Origin of the sequence: Pseudoalteromonas sp. ASV78 (assembly GCF_047806705.1) — a bacterium.
In the GTDB taxonomy this organism is placed as follows: Bacteria; Pseudomonadota; Gammaproteobacteria; order Enterobacterales; family Alteromonadaceae; genus Pseudoalteromonas; species Pseudoalteromonas prydzensis_A.
The window spans coordinates 165,953-180,920 of sequence record NZ_JBLOPA010000001.1 but is presented as its reverse complement, the minus strand read 5'-3'; the positions used below and the strand labels follow the sequence as shown (position 1 = coordinate 180,920).

General features: G+C 43.0%; 15 protein-coding genes. 1 reads left to right on the top strand and 14 read right to left on the bottom strand.

What is annotated here, in order from left to right; all coding sequences use genetic code 11:
* Positions 1-8: 8 nt before the first annotated feature.
* The 14 genes from fliP to ACMVDV_RS00665 form a co-directional block, all read right to left on the bottom strand.
* Entirely contained in the window at positions 9-749 is a 741-nt protein-coding gene (fliP, locus tag ACMVDV_RS00730; protein WP_416156857.1) for a flagellar type III secretion system pore protein FliP, read from the bottom strand.
* 4 nt (positions 750-753) lie between these two features.
* On the bottom strand, positions 754-1,137 hold the full coding sequence (fliO, locus tag ACMVDV_RS00725; RefSeq protein ID WP_416156856.1) for a flagellar biosynthetic protein FliO: 384 nt from the start codon (positions 1,135-1,137) through the stop codon (positions 754-756).
* Positions 1,134-1,532, bottom strand: coding sequence for a flagellar motor switch protein FliN (fliN, locus tag ACMVDV_RS00720; RefSeq protein ID WP_192540946.1), 399 nt, complete (start codon positions 1,530-1,532; stop codon positions 1,134-1,136). The genes fliO and fliN overlap by 4 nt, the downstream gene beginning before the upstream one ends.
* A 22-nt stretch (positions 1,533-1,554) precedes the next feature.
* Positions 1,555-2,643, bottom strand: a complete 1,089-nt coding sequence (fliM, locus tag ACMVDV_RS00715; RefSeq protein WP_064666539.1) for a flagellar motor switch protein FliM — start codon at positions 2,641-2,643, stop codon at positions 1,555-1,557.
* Between the two features lie 9 nt (positions 2,644-2,652).
* Positions 2,653-3,180: a flagellar basal body-associated protein FliL gene (fliL, locus tag ACMVDV_RS00710; protein ID WP_416156855.1), complete on the bottom strand. Its 528-nt coding sequence runs from the start codon at positions 3,178-3,180 to the stop codon at positions 2,653-2,655.
* 93 nt (positions 3,181-3,273) lie between these two features.
* On the bottom strand, positions 3,274-5,514 hold the full coding sequence (locus ACMVDV_RS00705) for a flagellar hook-length control protein FliK (protein WP_416156854.1): 2,241 nt from the start codon (positions 5,512-5,514) through the stop codon (positions 3,274-3,276).
* Positions 5,515-5,643: 129 nt separating this feature from the next.
* Positions 5,644-6,090: a flagellar export protein FliJ gene (gene fliJ / locus ACMVDV_RS00700; protein ID WP_416156853.1), complete on the bottom strand. Its 447-nt coding sequence runs from the start codon at positions 6,088-6,090 to the stop codon at positions 5,644-5,646.
* Positions 6,090-7,424 carry a flagellar protein export ATPase FliI gene (gene fliI / locus ACMVDV_RS00695; RefSeq protein WP_304179373.1) on the bottom strand — a complete coding sequence of 445 codons (1,335 nt, stop codon included), beginning with the start codon at positions 7,422-7,424 and terminating at the stop codon, positions 6,090-6,092. The genes fliJ and fliI overlap by 1 nt, the downstream gene beginning before the upstream one ends.
* An 18-nt stretch (positions 7,425-7,442) precedes the next feature.
* On the bottom strand, positions 7,443-8,261 hold the full coding sequence (fliH, locus tag ACMVDV_RS00690) for a flagellar assembly protein FliH (protein ID WP_416156852.1): 819 nt from the start codon (positions 8,259-8,261) through the stop codon (positions 7,443-7,445).
* Between the two features lie 3 nt (positions 8,262-8,264).
* Complete coding sequence (gene fliG, locus ACMVDV_RS00685) at positions 8,265-9,305, bottom strand: flagellar motor switch protein FliG (protein ID WP_301562422.1); 1,041 nt, start codon at positions 9,303-9,305, stop codon at positions 8,265-8,267.
* Positions 9,298-11,013, bottom strand: a complete 1,716-nt coding sequence (fliF, locus tag ACMVDV_RS00680; RefSeq protein WP_416156851.1) for a flagellar basal-body MS-ring/collar protein FliF — start codon at positions 11,011-11,013, stop codon at positions 9,298-9,300. Before fliF ends, fliG begins: the two co-directional genes overlap by 8 nt.
* A 20-nt stretch (positions 11,014-11,033) precedes the next feature.
* Entirely contained in the window at positions 11,034-11,366 is a 333-nt protein-coding gene (gene fliE, locus ACMVDV_RS00675; protein WP_416156850.1) for a flagellar hook-basal body complex protein FliE, read from the bottom strand.
* Positions 11,367-11,543: 177 nt separating this feature from the next.
* Positions 11,544-13,001 carry a sigma-54-dependent transcriptional regulator gene (locus tag ACMVDV_RS00670; RefSeq protein ID WP_304179381.1) on the bottom strand — a complete coding sequence of 486 codons (1,458 nt, stop codon included), beginning with the start codon at positions 12,999-13,001 and terminating at the stop codon, positions 11,544-11,546.
* Positions 12,998-14,110, bottom strand: a complete 1,113-nt coding sequence (locus tag ACMVDV_RS00665) for a sensor histidine kinase (RefSeq protein WP_416156849.1) — start codon at positions 14,108-14,110, stop codon at positions 12,998-13,000. Before ACMVDV_RS00665 ends, ACMVDV_RS00670 begins: the two co-directional genes overlap by 4 nt.
* 140 nt (positions 14,111-14,250) lie before the next feature.
* On the opposite strand from ACMVDV_RS00665, the gene ACMVDV_RS00660 reads away from it, so the two are divergent.
* Positions 14,251-14,838 (top strand): DNA-3-methyladenine glycosylase I, encoded by a 588-nt coding sequence (locus ACMVDV_RS00660; protein WP_416156848.1) that lies wholly within the window; start codon positions 14,251-14,253, stop codon positions 14,836-14,838.
* The last annotated feature ends 130 nt before the right edge of the window (positions 14,839-14,968 follow it).

Sequence of the window (14,968 nt, the reverse complement as noted above, 5' to 3'; positions counted from 1 at the left end):
TTGCCATATTAGGTACCCAAACCAAAGCTTTTCGCTAAAGTGCCCATCACTAAGCTCCAACCATCAACCAGTACAAACAACATAATTTTAAATGGTAACGACACTATCATCGGCGATAGCATCATCATACCCATTGCCATTAATACCGACGCAACCACTAGATCAACGATCAAAAATGGAATAAAAAACATAAAGCCGATAATAAACGCGGTTTGCAGTTCACTGGTTACAAAAGCAGGAATAAGCACGATTAATGGTGTCGCTTCAGGTGAGTCTAACTGATCATAACCTGCAATTTTAGCGAACGTTTCTAAGTCTTTAATACGCACTTGTGAAAGCATAAATGCCTTCATTGGCTCTTTGGCAAGCTCTAAGGCTTGAATCGATGTGACCTGCTCATTCAAGTACGGTTCAATCGCCTGCTCATTCACTTTTTGGTACACCGGCGCCATAATAAAAATACTTAAAAATAATGACATACCTAATAGTATTTGATTGGAAGGCGTTTGTTGCAAACCAATGGCTTGGCGTAAAATTGCCAACACCACGATGATCCGTGTAAATGAAGTCATCATGATCACCGCTGCGGGAATAAAGCTCATCGCAGTCATAATGGCGAGCACTTGCAGCGTTACCGAGTAATCTTGTGAACCATCTGGATTGGTAGTAATACTCAACGCTTCGATACCTTCGGCGTTAACTGAAGGTATGAAAATCAGTGCAAAAAATAGCAGCAGCCACTTAATCATATTATTAGTTCTTTTTAGTGTGGTTAGTTTGTGGGTTTAAAAGCTTACCAAAGCGCTCTGCAAGAGCCGGCAACTCTTTTTCGCTCAACGGAGTTTCTAATTTATGCAGGTAGTTAATACTGTGTGGTGTAACACCAAGTAAGTGCTGACAATTATCAATTTCGATAACCATCAATCGCTCTCGTGTACTTAACGGTAAACTACGTACCACTTTAAATTCATCTGTATTCGATAAATTAGGATTTAGTTTTTTAACCAAAAATGCCAGTACTACAATCAGTACTAGCACCATGATTAAAGACATCGCCATTGACAGTAAATCGCCCATCGGTGTCGCTGTGGGCAGCGCTGCGCTGGCTGCGGTAGATAAAAATAGCCAACTGTTCATCGCAATTTTTTGATCCGTTCAACTTGGCTGATCACGTCAGTCAGGCGGATACCAAATTTATCATTAACTACGACCACTTCACCGTGCGCTATCAATGTACCATTAACTAATACATCCAATGGTTCTCCTGCTACGCGATCAAGTTCAACCACCGATCCTTGGTTAAGCTGAAGTAAGTTACGAATATTGATTTTTGAACGTCCGACTTCCATGGAAATCGTAACGGGGATATCTAAAATTGTATCGAGTTTGCGTTTTTCTTCGCCACTCATTTCATGTCTAGTGTCACTTAACTCGTCAAGCTCAGTTACTTTGGCACCATCAGCACTATCTGTTCCTTCGGCTTCTGCCAATGCTGCGGCCCATTCGTCCATTGTATCTTGGTCATCACTCATACTATTAAACCTTTTTATTCTCTTACCAGTCTAAATCTACGCCTTCCGAAAGGTGTAGATCATCTTCTAGTTCTGCTAATTCCGCATCTGAATCAAGTTTTTTGCCGCCTTTAGTAAAGACATGCAGTTCCGATTTAACCGATTCAGGACGTTTAATTTTTTCACTAATTTGTAGCGCAACATTATCGCGAGAGCGACCCATTTTGGCTCTAAATGTTGGTAATTCTTCAACGAATACCGTGATATGCTCTGGCATTTCAACAGGGATAATATCCCCTGCTTTTAATTCCATTATTTGCGCTAAGCTTAAATCAACTTCGAGTAGTTGTGTTGATATTTCAACTTCCACATCCATAATTTCATCACGGAGCGCTTTACTCCAACGTAAATCGGTGTCTTCTGTATCCGATTGCACACCCGCATCGAGCAATTCACGAATAGGTTCAAGCATTGAATATGGCAAGGCAATATGAAAATCACCACCGCCGCCGTCAAGTTCAATGTGGAATGAACTGATCACCACCACTTCGGTTGGACTAACAATATTTGCCATCGCTGGGTTTACTTCTGAATCAAGGTATTCAAAAGACACGTCCATAACTGGCGCCCATGCTTCTTTGTAATCTTCAAAGATTATTTTTAGTAGCATTTGCACGATACGTCGTTCGGTAGGCGTAAATTCGCGCCCTTCTATTTTCGCATGATAGCGACCATCACCACCGAAAAAGTTATCAACCAAAATAAACACTAACCGTGCTTCCATGGTGATTAAGCCGGTGCCTTTAAGCGGACGAAAACGCACCATATTAAGGCTGGTAGGAACAAATAAAGTGTGGATATACTCACCAAACTTTATCATTTGTACGCCATTGATAGAGACTTCAGCAGTACGGCGCATCATATTGAACAAGCTGATGCGCATGTGCCTTGCAAAGCGTTCGTTAACAATTTCCAAAGTCGGCATACGGCCACGAACAATACGATCTTGTGAAGAAAAATCGTATTGCAGCGTACTACCGCCATCATCACCGTCTTGTAAATCCTCCTCTTCGACTTCATCAACACCATGTAAGAGGGCATCGATTTCATCTTGGGATAATAAATCGCTCACGCTGACCCCTTATTGCATTACAAAGCCGGTAAACAACACCCGCTCGATTACTTTACTACCTTCTACGTCAGTTAACGCAGCTTGTACTTTATCAAGCGCTGCCACTCGTAGTGTTTCTTTTCCTTCACTGGTGCCGAGTTCATCGGCTGTCGTGGTTGAAAATACGCCAAGTAAGGTGCCTTCAATCAGTGGAATATGCTTTTTGGCAATTTCTTCATTGACATCACCACGTACCAACAATTGCACTTTAATTTGCACGATACGATCACGACTGGCGCCAGGGACATTAAAAATAAATGGTCGCGGCATAGCGACATACAAAGCACTGCCGACTTTTGCACCATCACCACTGGCAGCAGCGGGCTCTGATGCCGTAACTGATTCATCGGCAAGTGTTTCTGGTGCAGTATCAGAGCCTGACATCAAGAAAAACCAGGCTGCACCACCTATTACTAAAACGGCCGCTGCAATAATGATGATCCACTTCTTTTTATTTTTGCTACCGTCTTCAATTTCTAAATTTGTTTCTTCAGCCATGCCGATTTCCTTTATTCCTTGATAATAGTGATATTACGAGTGTCACTACACACCATCAAGTTATTTATTTTTATAGTCTTATAATAGCAGGTGTTAGGCATAGTAATCTATTGATGATGAAGATTGTTGCCCAGTTGCCCCTGATGGTTGCTGAGTTACGCTATCCTGCTGTTCATTTTGTTGCTGATTTGCCGATTGACCTTGGCCATTTTGCTGTCCATCGGCACCGTGTTCTGCTTGGCTATTACCTTGCTGAATACTACTTTCGCCTAATTCAATACCTTGTTGTGCTAGTAATTCACGTAATCGGGGTAATGATTGCTCAAGCGCTTCTTTGGCTTGTTGATTTTGCACAACAAAATTAATGTGTGCTTGCTCGGCATCACTACGAATACGAATTTGCATACTGCCCATTTCTGGTGGGTCTAGACGTATTTCAGCTTCTTTATTGTTGATACTTAATAAAGCGCTCACTCGTTCTTGTAATAACTTAGCCGCGTCACTTTTCACAATATTCAACGCTTGCAATACCGTAGGGTCAAGGTTTACTTGTTTGGTTGCTGATGTAGGACTCGCTTGTTGAGCGTGCATTACTTGCATATCAGCCAGTGCTTGTTGATAACTTTGCTCACTACCTTCAGAAACCGCCGTTGCTGTAAGTGCCGTTGCCAGCCCTGTAATTTGTCCAAACAACTGATTAACACGAGTCAAAGAGTTATCTCGAACTTGGCTTTGCTCTGTTTTAATATTTTCAGCAAATTGATCGCTTTTTAGAACATTATCTTGCACTGCCAGCTTCACTTCTTGCTCTTTGCTCGCGACCTTTATAAATGCATCTTGTGCCACAGATACTTTATTATTTGTATCTGAAGTAGTGTTACGACTCGAGGTAGTCGCGGTGCTTGCTAAATTATCTGTCATTGACTGAACGGTCAATTGAGCTTTTGATTCAATCAGTTTTTCAGTACTCTGTGGCTGGGCTAATGCAGCAATAGCTGTATTGATCTGAGTTAATAAAGCCCCTTTGGGCTGCTCAGTGCTGACAAAATTTTGTAATTGCTGGCTTAATGCCTGTTTTTGCACAGGACTTAACAGCGAAATGTCTTTACTTAGTTGAGTTAGCTCTGCCGTGTTCATAGTCGCAACTGCCGTGCTAGGTTTTGCAACTTCTTTACTATTAAGCTCTACAAATTCAGCCAGTATTTGTTTTAAATCAGTTACGTTAGCCGTTGTGGCACCTTGCTCACGGATAGCATTTACTTGTGTTTGCAACTGTTGCCGTTGCTCTGGTGTTAAGTTAACTAATAATGGATCTGCATTTTTTTGTCCTGCCGATTGTTCACTCAGCAATAACTTGGTGCTCTGATCTAACGCTGCATCATTAGGTTTTGTGGGATTTTCAATGTATTGTGCAGCAGCATGTGCTGATGGCGCAGTATTAACTGGTTTTGTATTGCTTGCCTCACCCGCCATTAAAGCGGTTTTTATAGCCGCAGCAGCCTCTGTTAGCGATGCGCTTGCATCCCCCTTAATCGAACTGCTCTGCTCTGCTGCTTGTGATGCATAAGCACTTGGCTTTATTTTTTCACCACCGCTGTCTGCAACAACCTCTTTAACTAATGCAGAGCCTGATAATACAGGAGATTGCTGAGCCAGTACTTTATTCAGCGGCATATCTTTTGCCAATTGTTCGTCTTTAGCTGGCTGTTTGTCTTTGACTGATTGCACGTCATCGATGATAGGTGTGACAGCGTCTCCACCAGCAGTATTCCCCTTGAGTTGCAACTGTTTATCAATGGCTTCTGCAACAACGGTTTTTTCTGTTAGCAGCGTCGCTTTTAGTTGCTTATCAACAGGCTCATCAGCCTCTAGTGGGGTGTCAATAATAGGGGTTACTTTGTCAATAGGGCGCGGTGTTTTGATCTCAATAAGTGTATCTGGGTCGATTGCTTCTTCTTGATAGCTACCAAATCGTGTTGTGAGTGCAGAATTTGTAGCTGACGTACTATTTACGCTGGTATCCATATTATTAGCTGCGGTGATCTGTGCGAGCATGGCATCACCGGAAATAGTCGCATCGCTTTCAGTGTCGGTTACTGTTTTTTCAGTTTTGCCCGCGACTACAACTACCTCGCTAGATGCGGCTGCAATGCTGCTGTTAGGCTCTTTCACTAGGGATTCAACAGTATTACGCGCAGTTTGTAATTGACTAAAAAAATCAACACCTTGAGTGCTTTCATTATCTGTTGCTGCACTGCCTTTGGCACTGTCTTTTTTGTTTAACTGAACATCCTTATCAGTTGAGATAAACACTGAAAGATCACTAATAGCCATAATTCACCTAGATTAAAAGTGGCAATTTGCCGCCGCAAATTGCCAGAATAAATACTTCATATATTAAATAAGCAAGTAATATGCCTAAGCTGATTAGAATAAATAAATAATCCAACTTAGCGCAATGAATTATAAACTGCGGTGTCTTTGGTAAAATTGATTTGCTGAAAATTCATCTAACATTTTCTGTTCATTCTTTTGTGCGATCACATTCGCTTTAAGCTGTTGTTTCTCTATTAATTTAGCAACCGCTTTGGCTTTTATTTGCTGTTTCAGCCATAAGCTTTGCCGTTGTGAAACAACCTGTTTAGCAGTACTCACGGTATTAGCTTGTTGACGAATGGCTTCTTCTATTTTGGCAATAAAAGCATGGTATTGACTAAACCCAGTACTACTTAAACCAGATTGTCCCTTCAAGTGTAATTGCTGAGTATACTCCAGCCTAAAGTTATTCAATCCCTGCAGCTTTTGTTGATTAACTTGCAAGTTTTGCTGCGCTTGCAAAAAATTCATCCGTAACGACTCTTCTTTATCGTTTTCTATTTTTAGCAATAAATCGAGCTTATTATTCGCCATTATGCTTGCCCTAATAATTGCGCGAGCCCTTGTAGGCCATCATCATAACTGATCACCTCTTTCATACCTTGTTGTAAAAAGGCATTCACTCTTGGCATCATATTGATTGCTTGATCAAGCATTTGGTCGGTGCCTTTTTGATAAGCCCCTAGCGTGATCATATCTTTATTTTGTTGGAACATTGAATACACTTGTTTTAGCACGCGGGCTTGCTGCATATGAGGCTCTGAAACAACTTGTGGCATCACCCGCGAAATCGATTTTTCGATATCAATAGCAGGATAATGACCACTGTCCGCAAGCTCTCGTGATAACACGATATGACCGTCTAAAATGGCCCGCGCCGCATCAGCAATCGGATCTTGCATATCATCCCCTTCGCTAAGAACCGTAAAAAATGCCGTGATAGAGCCTTGCCCTTCGCCGCCATTACCAGCACGCTCTACCAGCGCAGGTAGTTTGGCAAATACTGAAGGCGGGTAGCCTTTGGTTGCTGGCGGCTCACCCACTGCTAGGGCTATTTCACGTTGTGCCATGGCATAACGCGTCACCGAATCAAGCAACAATAGAACATTTAAACCTTGATCGCGAAAATATTCTGCAATAGTCACGGCACTTTCACAGCCCTTTAAACGCATTAGTGGAGAAGCATCGGCAGGTGCAGCAACAACCACTGAACGTTTACGTCCTTCCACCCCTAATATTTCTTCGATAAATTCTTTTACTTCACGCCCACGTTCACCTACAAGGCCAACCACGATAACATCGGCTTCGGAGCCGCGAGTCATCATGCCCAGTAATACTGATTTACCCACACCGGAGCCTGCAAATAAACCCATGCGCTGGCCTTGACCAACAGTGATCACTGAATTAATCGCGCGCACACCAACATCCATTGGTTGAGTGATTGGTCGTCGTGATAACGGGTTAATGGTGTTTTGCGCAAATTTTAAATAATGCTCAGCCTTGATTGCCCCAAGACCATCAAGTGGACGACCTAGCCCATCAACTACGCGGCCAAGTAAACACATGCCTACAGGCAATCCCGTGTCGTTCACTTGTGGGATCACCCGTGCGCCAGGCAGTACACCTGAAATATGATCGTTGGGCATTAAATACAATGTTTGATCGTTAAAGCCAACAATTTCGGCATCAACAAAACCATGCATAGTCTCAATTTTACATTGACTACCCACCGGCGCGCGTAATCCTTTCGCCTCTAAGGTTAACCCCACAACGCGGGTTAAAATTCCTGCCACTGCGGGTGTCGGCCGATGAATATGCTGTTGATACTGTTGTAAGCGTTCACTTAATGGACGAGGTTGAGAGCTCATTGCAAACCAAAAATAGCGTTAGATACCACTACTATGCAAAAAGCTATCCAATGTTTCTTTGACGCGGGTTTTGATGGTCATATCAATGGATGATTGTGGGGTTTTCACTTGGCAGCCACCACGCTCTAACGTAGGCTCTGGTACTAATTGCCAGTGATTATCTGTCAACGCAGCGTCACCATAACTGTTTTTTACCAGCTCAATATCTTCAGGGTGCAAATGAATACGCACACTTTGCTGCTCGCTGGCTAATACATCAATACATTGCTTTAAGCTTTGCAAAACAATCTCTGGTGAGGTTTTGATTTCTTGGTAAACAAGCGCTTCAGTCAGCATAACGGTTAACTGAACTAGCTGCTTTTCGGCGTCATCATCCACTTTTGCAAGCGGTGCTGACAAGCTATCTAACAATGCTTTTAGACTAGTTAGCTGTTCTTCAATCAGTGGTTTTACATCTTCTTGGCCTTGTGTTTTGCCAAGCTCAAGACCTTCTTTATAGCCGGCTTCTTTGCCTTCCCCGACGCCTTTTTCAAAGCCATCAATATAACCTTGTTCGTGGCCTTGTTTTAAGCCTTCTTCATAAGCATCTTGGCGAATGCGTTCCAGCTCTGCCATCGTTAACGAAGGCAGCTCTGGCTCTTCGGGCTCCAAATCTTCTGCGCTTTGTTCAAGCTCTTTACGATATAAATCCGCCAGTGGTGTACCAAACGCCGTTGAGCGACCAGCAAATTTTCGGGTGTCTTGTGTGACATCTGGAATTGGCCAGTTTTCTAATAATTCATCAACCGCTTCACTGGCACGTAAAGGACGGCCTTGATATTTGATAGGTTTGGTCATGGTTTACAAGAACTCCTCACCACCACCACCACCGAGCATAATTTCACCGGAATCAGCGAGACGGCGTGCCGTAGATAAGATTTCTTTTTGCGCCGCTTCTACTTCACTAATACGCACCGGTGCCATCGCTTCAAGATCGTCAGCCAGTAATTCGGCGGCACGTTTTGACATATTGCTGAGAATTTTTTCTTTCAATGCATCATCAGTGCCTTTGATTGCTTTCATCAACACATCTTGCTGGACTTCGCGCAAGATAGCTTGAATACCACGATCGTCTACATCCATTAAGTTTTCAAATACAAACATCAGATCTTGGATCTGTTGCGACATTTCTTCGTCATGCTCACGGATTGAATCCATCAACTGACCTTCAATATTGGTATCGAGGTAATTCATAATATCTGCCGCTGCTTTTAAGCCGCCCATTTTTGCAGCTTGCGCGCCAGCTTGTCCGGCAAATTGTTTTTCCATGATCTCGTTCAACTCTTGCAAGGCTGCTGGTTGCACTTCTTCAAGGTTGGCAATTCGCATGGTTAAATCTAAGCGTACTTTTTCAGGAAATTGCGCCAAAATTTCGGCAGATTGCTCTGGCTCTAGGTACGATAAAACAATGGTTTGAATTTGTGGATGCTCGTTGCGAATAATATTAGCAACTTGTTTTGAATCCATCCATTTTAGTGAATCAAGGCCTTTAGCCCCAGATCCCATCACAATTTGGTCAATTAAGCTTGCCGCTTTGTCTTCACCAAGCGCTGCGGTTAAGGCTTTTTTGATAAAGTCTTCCGATTGGAAACCTATCGTACTAAAGCTTTGTATTTGCTCTATAAACAAGTTATGTACAGCACTTATTTTGGCTTGCGATAGATCATCTATCGCCGCCATTGCCATACCCACTTTTTGCACCTGTTTAGGTTCAAGGTGCTTGAGTATTTGCGCTGCATCTTCTTCTGATAAGCTAAGCAGTAAGATTGCGGCTTTATCTACACCGTCTAATTTATCAACATCAAACGCTGCTGGCAGTTGTTTTTGTTCTTGATCAGTCATCTTCAGTTAACCACGCTTTCACAACTTGTGAGGAGAGTTCCGGTTCATTCGCTACCAAGGCACGAACGGCTTTCAATAAGTCTTCATCGCCATGTAGGTCTGGTAACTGTAGTGTACCATCACTTGAGAAGCCAACCGAAGCAGAATCAAAATCTTTATTTAGCATATCTAGGGTGTTATCACCAATATCAACACCAGAGCTCAGGGCATCATCATCATATTCTTCAAGGGTGTCATCTGGGTAAATTAGGCGTTTCAGCATCGGTTTAACCACCGCCATAATTAGCACTATGATAACCAGCGCACCAAGTACTAAACGCACTACTTTCATAAACCAGTTTTGTTCCCATAACGGCACTTCAATTGCTAAGTCCATGGCTTCACGTACAAACGGCACTGTCACAACTTCTAAGGCATCACCACGTTGTAAGTCAAAGCCCACACCGCCTTGTAGTAAACGCCGAATATTTGACAAGGCTTCCACAGAACGCGGTGCCATGGTGGTTTCACCATTTTCACCTACTGTTGCCAGATAATCTACCGCCACCGACACACTAATACGGCGGATCACACCACTTTGCTGACGCTTATGCGAAATAGTGGTATCAAGTTCATAATTACGCGTTGCTTCTTTGTGGCTTCGACTCGGTGATGACGCTGTGCCAGCACCACCTTGCCCTGCCACTTCAGGTATATCAGAATTAACTGGGGGTTGATTAGTTAACGCACCAGGAATACCGATAGCTAAACCGCCGATATTGTTTTCTTCAAAGGTGGTTTCGCTGCGTACCGCGGGTAAATCAGGGTTGTAGCGTTTTTGGGTTTCTTCAATTGCACTAAAGTCCATACTTAAATCAACTTGTGCCGTGTAATTACCTAAGCCCAGTACAGGAATGAGGATACTGTCTATTTTTTCTAAATATTCTTGTTCACGTTTACGTTCAACTTCGTATTCTTTACGTGAGCGTGAGGCTAATAGACTTTGTGAACCTGAGTTTAGTAGACGGCCGTTTTGATCTGTTACAGTCACTCGTGACGGCTCTAAGCCTTGCACTGCTGAGCCTATGATATCAACAATAGCGTCGACTTCTTCACTGCCGAGCATACGGCCATTTCTTAAGGTTAATACCACGGTGGCTGATGGTTTTTTCTCACGACGAGCAAATACATTTTCTTTTGGAATAGCTAGCAAGACTTTGGCACGCGTGACATTTTGTAATTCTTCGATAGTACGAGCAAGTTGTTGCTCACGACCATGTTTTAGCCGCTCACGCTCTAAGCGTTGGCTAACACCAAAACCCATATCTTGCATAATAATATCAGTGCCAGAGCTGGGTGCTTGCTCAATACCCTCACGGGTCATCAGCAATTTAATATTTTGATATTCGCCCTCAGCAACAGACACCACATTACCATCAAGCTGATATTCTATTTTTTGTGCATCTAAAAAGTCGAGCGTTTGAATAAGCTCTTCCGTTGGCATTTTTCCAAGTGGCCGCATATCAGGCTGACGCGCCCAAATAATCACGAAGATTGCAATCGCTAAACAAATAGCTAACGCAATGACCAAAGTGACTTGACGCAATACATCAACGCCGTTTAATGCACTTAAATAGCCTGACTTTTGTTCTTGTTGATCGTCGTTATCACTTTGGTCGATACCGCCGCCGGCCAAAGCAAGATCGGTTGATTGATTAGATTGCGCCACAATAATTCTCCACTACCCAGTTAAACAGGCATGTTCATGATTTCTTTATAGGCTTCTACAAGTTTGTTACGAACTTGCACAGTTGCTTCAAAGGCCACAGACGATTTTTGTGATGCGATCATCGCATCCGCTAATGACACATTGCGGTCGCCCATTTCTACCGCTGTTACTTTTTGTTTCGCATCAGCTTGAAGGCCATTAACGGTATTGAGTGCATCACTTAACAAATCACCAAATTGGGCGCTTGAAGTTGGCTGCGCCTGCGTTGGTAAATGATTGACTTGATTACTACGACCAGCTTCGAGAGCCATAGATTGCATTTCTTGAAATAATGCGCTGTTTTGAATTTTCATAATTGTCTCTGACGATGCAGTTTACTAATAACTTAATAAAGCACAAACCGTGCCAATTAATAAATCATTAAATATCAATAAGTTGAATTGAATTTTGGTTGTCAGAGTTTTGACAAGTTTACGCCCAGCAAGGCTGAGCGTAAATTAAATAACAAAGGAAAACAGAGTTATTGAGGTTTAAGCAGGTAACGCAATTCCCAAGTCGCGCATTTGTGCCAACTTATAGCGTAAAGTGCGCGGACTAATACCAAGTGTTTCAGCAACATCCTTACGCTTACCTTGGCAGCGGTTAAGGGTTTCTAAAATAATACGGTGCTCTTTGTCTTTGAGCTCATCTTTATAGGTGCCAGAGTCTAAACTTGGCAGTTCACCCAGTAACGGGTTGTGCTCTGTGGTCGCTTTAATCGCTGGCGCTTGCACGTCATAGTAAGCATCGTTAGTCGGCGAACTGCTTGTAGTTGAATTCATCGCGGCTAAATTTTCTGCTAAAGCGGTGGTTAATGGCGCCTGAGTTAAATTTTCAATAAAAATGGCGTGCTCATCAATCACATCACCATGGCGTAATATCAAGGCACGTTGGATCACATTATCAAGTTCACGTACATTTCCAGGCCAAGCATGCGCTAACAGCTTTTGCTCGGCTGCAGTACTCAATTGAGCGATTGGCTCTTTACTTTTATTTAGATGACGTTCAATTAAATGTTTTGCCAGTACAACAATATCACCAGGGCGCTGGCAAAGAGGTCGCCACATCAATGGAAATACATTTAAACGATAGTACAAGTCTTCTCTAAATTGATGATTAGCAACCGCGTCTTTTAAGTCACGGTTACTGGTTGCTAAAATTCGCACATCGAGTTTAATGGTTTTACGCCCGCCTAAGCGCTCAACTTCGCGCTCTTGTAAGACACGCAATAGTTTAGCTTGCAGCCCTAACTCCATCTCAGTGATTTCATCAAGTAAAATTGTGCCACCTTGCGCTTGCTCAAATTTACCCGGGCAAGCTTGAATAGCACCGGTAAACGCGCCTTTTTCGTAGCCAAATAAGGTGGCTTCAAGCATATTTTCAGGAATAGCCGCACAATTAATAGCGACAAATGGCTGCTCAGCGCGCTCCGATTTATCATGAATAAAGCGCGCGAGTACTTCCTTACCAGAACCGCTGGGGCCAAGCACCATCACACTGGCGTCGGATTTAGCAACGCGACTAGCAAGCTCTAATAACTGAATACTGCTTGGATCGGCGACAATCGGGCCATCGGTTTCTTTCTCAGGCTCTGGTAGATAGCGGCTGACCATATTAAGTAACACTTCGGGCGCAAACGGTTTCGCCATATAGTCAATTGCGCCTAACCGCATAGCCTCCACCGCATCATCAATAGTCGCATACGCTGTCATCATTAAAACGGGCAGATCAGGGTAGTTAAGATTAATGCTGCGTAGTAAATCAAGGCCACTCATCGCGCCCATTTGGACATCACTGACGACCAATGAAAACGACTCTTTTTTTAACAGCACCATTGCTTGCTCAGCGCTATCTGCTGCAACACAATCAATACCTGACATTTCTAACGTATCAATAAGGGCTTCACGAAGCCCTGCATCATCTTCGACAACTAAAATCGTGTTGTTCATAGTGCCTCCACTGATTTAGACTCTGCACAAATAGGCAACAATAAACTGAAACTTGCTCCCCCTTGGGCATTGTTCGTTACTTCAACACGTCCTTGATGCGCATTAGCCACAGAGCTGACCACAGCTAACCCCAAACCTGTGCCTTGGCTTCGTGTAGTAAAAAACGGTTCGAATAATTTGTCTGCTTGGCTTAAGTCAACACCAGGGCCATTATCGCTGACAGTAATACAAACTAGATCAGCGTCACTCACATTCCGCTGCGCACTTAATTGCACGAATGCATTACTGCCAATGACTTGAATACTATTATGAATAAGATTTTGAATGGCACTGGCAAGCGCAGTTTTATTGCCCATGATCTCGATGTCTGGTTCCGGTAAACTCACTTCAAGTTCACTATTATTCAGTGCCACCATGGCATCCGCACCAGCTTTCACTTCACTCAACAGCTGCTGCATCGACACGCGTTCAACCACTTGCTGATCGCCACTTTTAGCAAACAACAGCATATCGTTTACTTGAGTTTCGAGATCTCTTAATCGCGACATCAGTTTGGTATGAAAATCGCCTCGCGAACTCTCAGGTAACCGCTTAGATCCCAAATTTGCTGCGTATAGCATAGCGGCAGACAGCGGGGTACGTACTTGATGTGCAAGCGAAGCCACCATTTTCCCAAGCGCGCTTAAACGCTGCATATGCGCGACTCGCGTTTGCAAACGGCGGGTTTCTGTCAAGTCTGTCATTAAGATTAATTGCCCAGGCTCAGGAGTTAATGCATTTATTTCTAACTTAATTAAGCGGCCATCCTTAAGTGATACTTCATGGCCATCATCTTGTTGGGGGCGAAACGAGCGTTGGATCACACTAAACCACTTCTCACCTTCAAGTGGTTCACCCAACATATCAATAGCGATTTGATTAGCTTTTGCGATCATCCCTCGACCATCAAGCACAACAACCCCTGCTGGCATGGTATCCACTAAATGACTTAACCAACTCGCTTGTTGACGCAATTCACTTAATTCACCAATATACTCTTCTTGCAGCAGACATGGGTTATACTGAGGAGCTGTGATAAATTGTGGTTTTAAGACATGTGCTAAGGCCATAATGCATTCTCGTTTACGGGATCTAACTAGCTAAATGCACAAATTGTACCAACAATTATTACCAATAATTTCATTTGCTTAGCGTATAAATAACGCGACAAAAAAATGACAAACTAAAATAAGCAAAGCAAGGAGACACTATGAATTCAACAAATTTATGTCGCTGCCCTTGGCTCGATACCAGCAAAGATGACTACGTTGCCTATCATGACGATGAGTGGGGAATACCGGTTTATGATGATCAAACACTTTTTGAGTTTATTACCCTTGAATCAGCGCAAGCGGGGTTAAGTTGGTATACGATTTTAAAGAAACGTGATGGCTATCGTCGTGCATTTTTGAATTTTGATGTAGTAAAAGTCGCACAAATGAACGAACACGATGTTGAACGCTTAATGCTTGATGAAGGCATCATTCGCAACCGCTTAAAAATAGCTGCCACCATTAATAACGCAAAGCGTTTTATTGAGATCCAACAAGAGTTTGGCAGCTTTAGTAACTATCAATGGCAGTTTGTTGGCAATAAGCCATTAGTGAATAATTTCGAGCAACTCAGCGATTACCCCGCAATTACTGAAGCATCCACAGCTTTTGCCAAAGACTTGAAAAAACGTGGCTTTAAATTTTTAGGCCCAACCACAGTGTACGCCCATATGCAGGCCTGTGGTATGGTCAATGATCACAGCAATGACTGTTTTAGAAAAGCAGAAATTATTGAGAAATACTAGGTGCTAGGTGCTAGAAAATCTTCTCTTTGCGCAATTAATCTTGTAGGCGCGGGTTTATCCCGCGCAATTAAAATGTATTCACAAAGAGGTTAAGAGTGCGCTTATGAGGTAAAAATAAAGGTATTAGATT

Coding starts and splice junctions, on each gene's coding strand:
- fliP (WP_416156857.1), bottom strand. CDS start 749: ATGATTAAGTGGCTGCTGCTATTTTTTGCACTGATTTTCATACCTTCA.
- fliO (WP_416156856.1), bottom strand. CDS start 1,137: ATGAACAGTTGGCTATTTTTATCTACCGCAGCCAGCGCAGCGCTGCCC.
- fliN (WP_192540946.1), bottom strand. CDS start 1,532: ATGAGTGATGACCAAGATACAATGGACGAATGGGCCGCAGCATTGGCA.
- fliL (WP_416156855.1), bottom strand. CDS start 3,180: ATGGCTGAAGAAACAAATTTAGAAATTGAAGACGGTAGCAAAAATAAA.
- ACMVDV_RS00705 (WP_416156854.1), bottom strand. CDS start 5,514: ATGGCTATTAGTGATCTTTCAGTGTTTATCTCAACTGATAAGGATGTT.
- fliJ (WP_416156853.1), bottom strand. CDS start 6,090: ATGGCGAATAATAAGCTCGATTTATTGCTAAAAATAGAAAACGATAAA.
- fliI (WP_304179373.1), bottom strand. CDS start 7,424: ATGAGCTCTCAACCTCGTCCATTAAGTGAACGCTTACAACAGTATCAA.
- fliH (WP_416156852.1), bottom strand. CDS start 8,261: ATGACCAAACCTATCAAATATCAAGGCCGTCCTTTACGTGCCAGTGAA.
- fliG (WP_301562422.1), bottom strand. CDS start 9,305: ATGACTGATCAAGAACAAAAACAACTGCCAGCAGCGTTTGATGTTGAT.
- fliE (WP_416156850.1), bottom strand. CDS start 11,366: ATGAAAATTCAAAACAGCGCATTATTTCAAGAAATGCAATCTATGGCT.
- ACMVDV_RS00670 (WP_304179381.1), bottom strand. CDS start 13,001: ATGAACAACACGATTTTAGTTGTCGAAGATGATGCAGGGCTTCGTGAA.
- ACMVDV_RS00665 (WP_416156849.1), bottom strand. CDS start 14,110: ATGGCCTTAGCACATGTCTTAAAACCACAATTTATCACAGCTCCTCAG.
- ACMVDV_RS00660 (WP_416156848.1), top strand. CDS start 14,251: ATGAATTCAACAAATTTATGTCGCTGCCCTTGGCTCGATACCAGCAAA.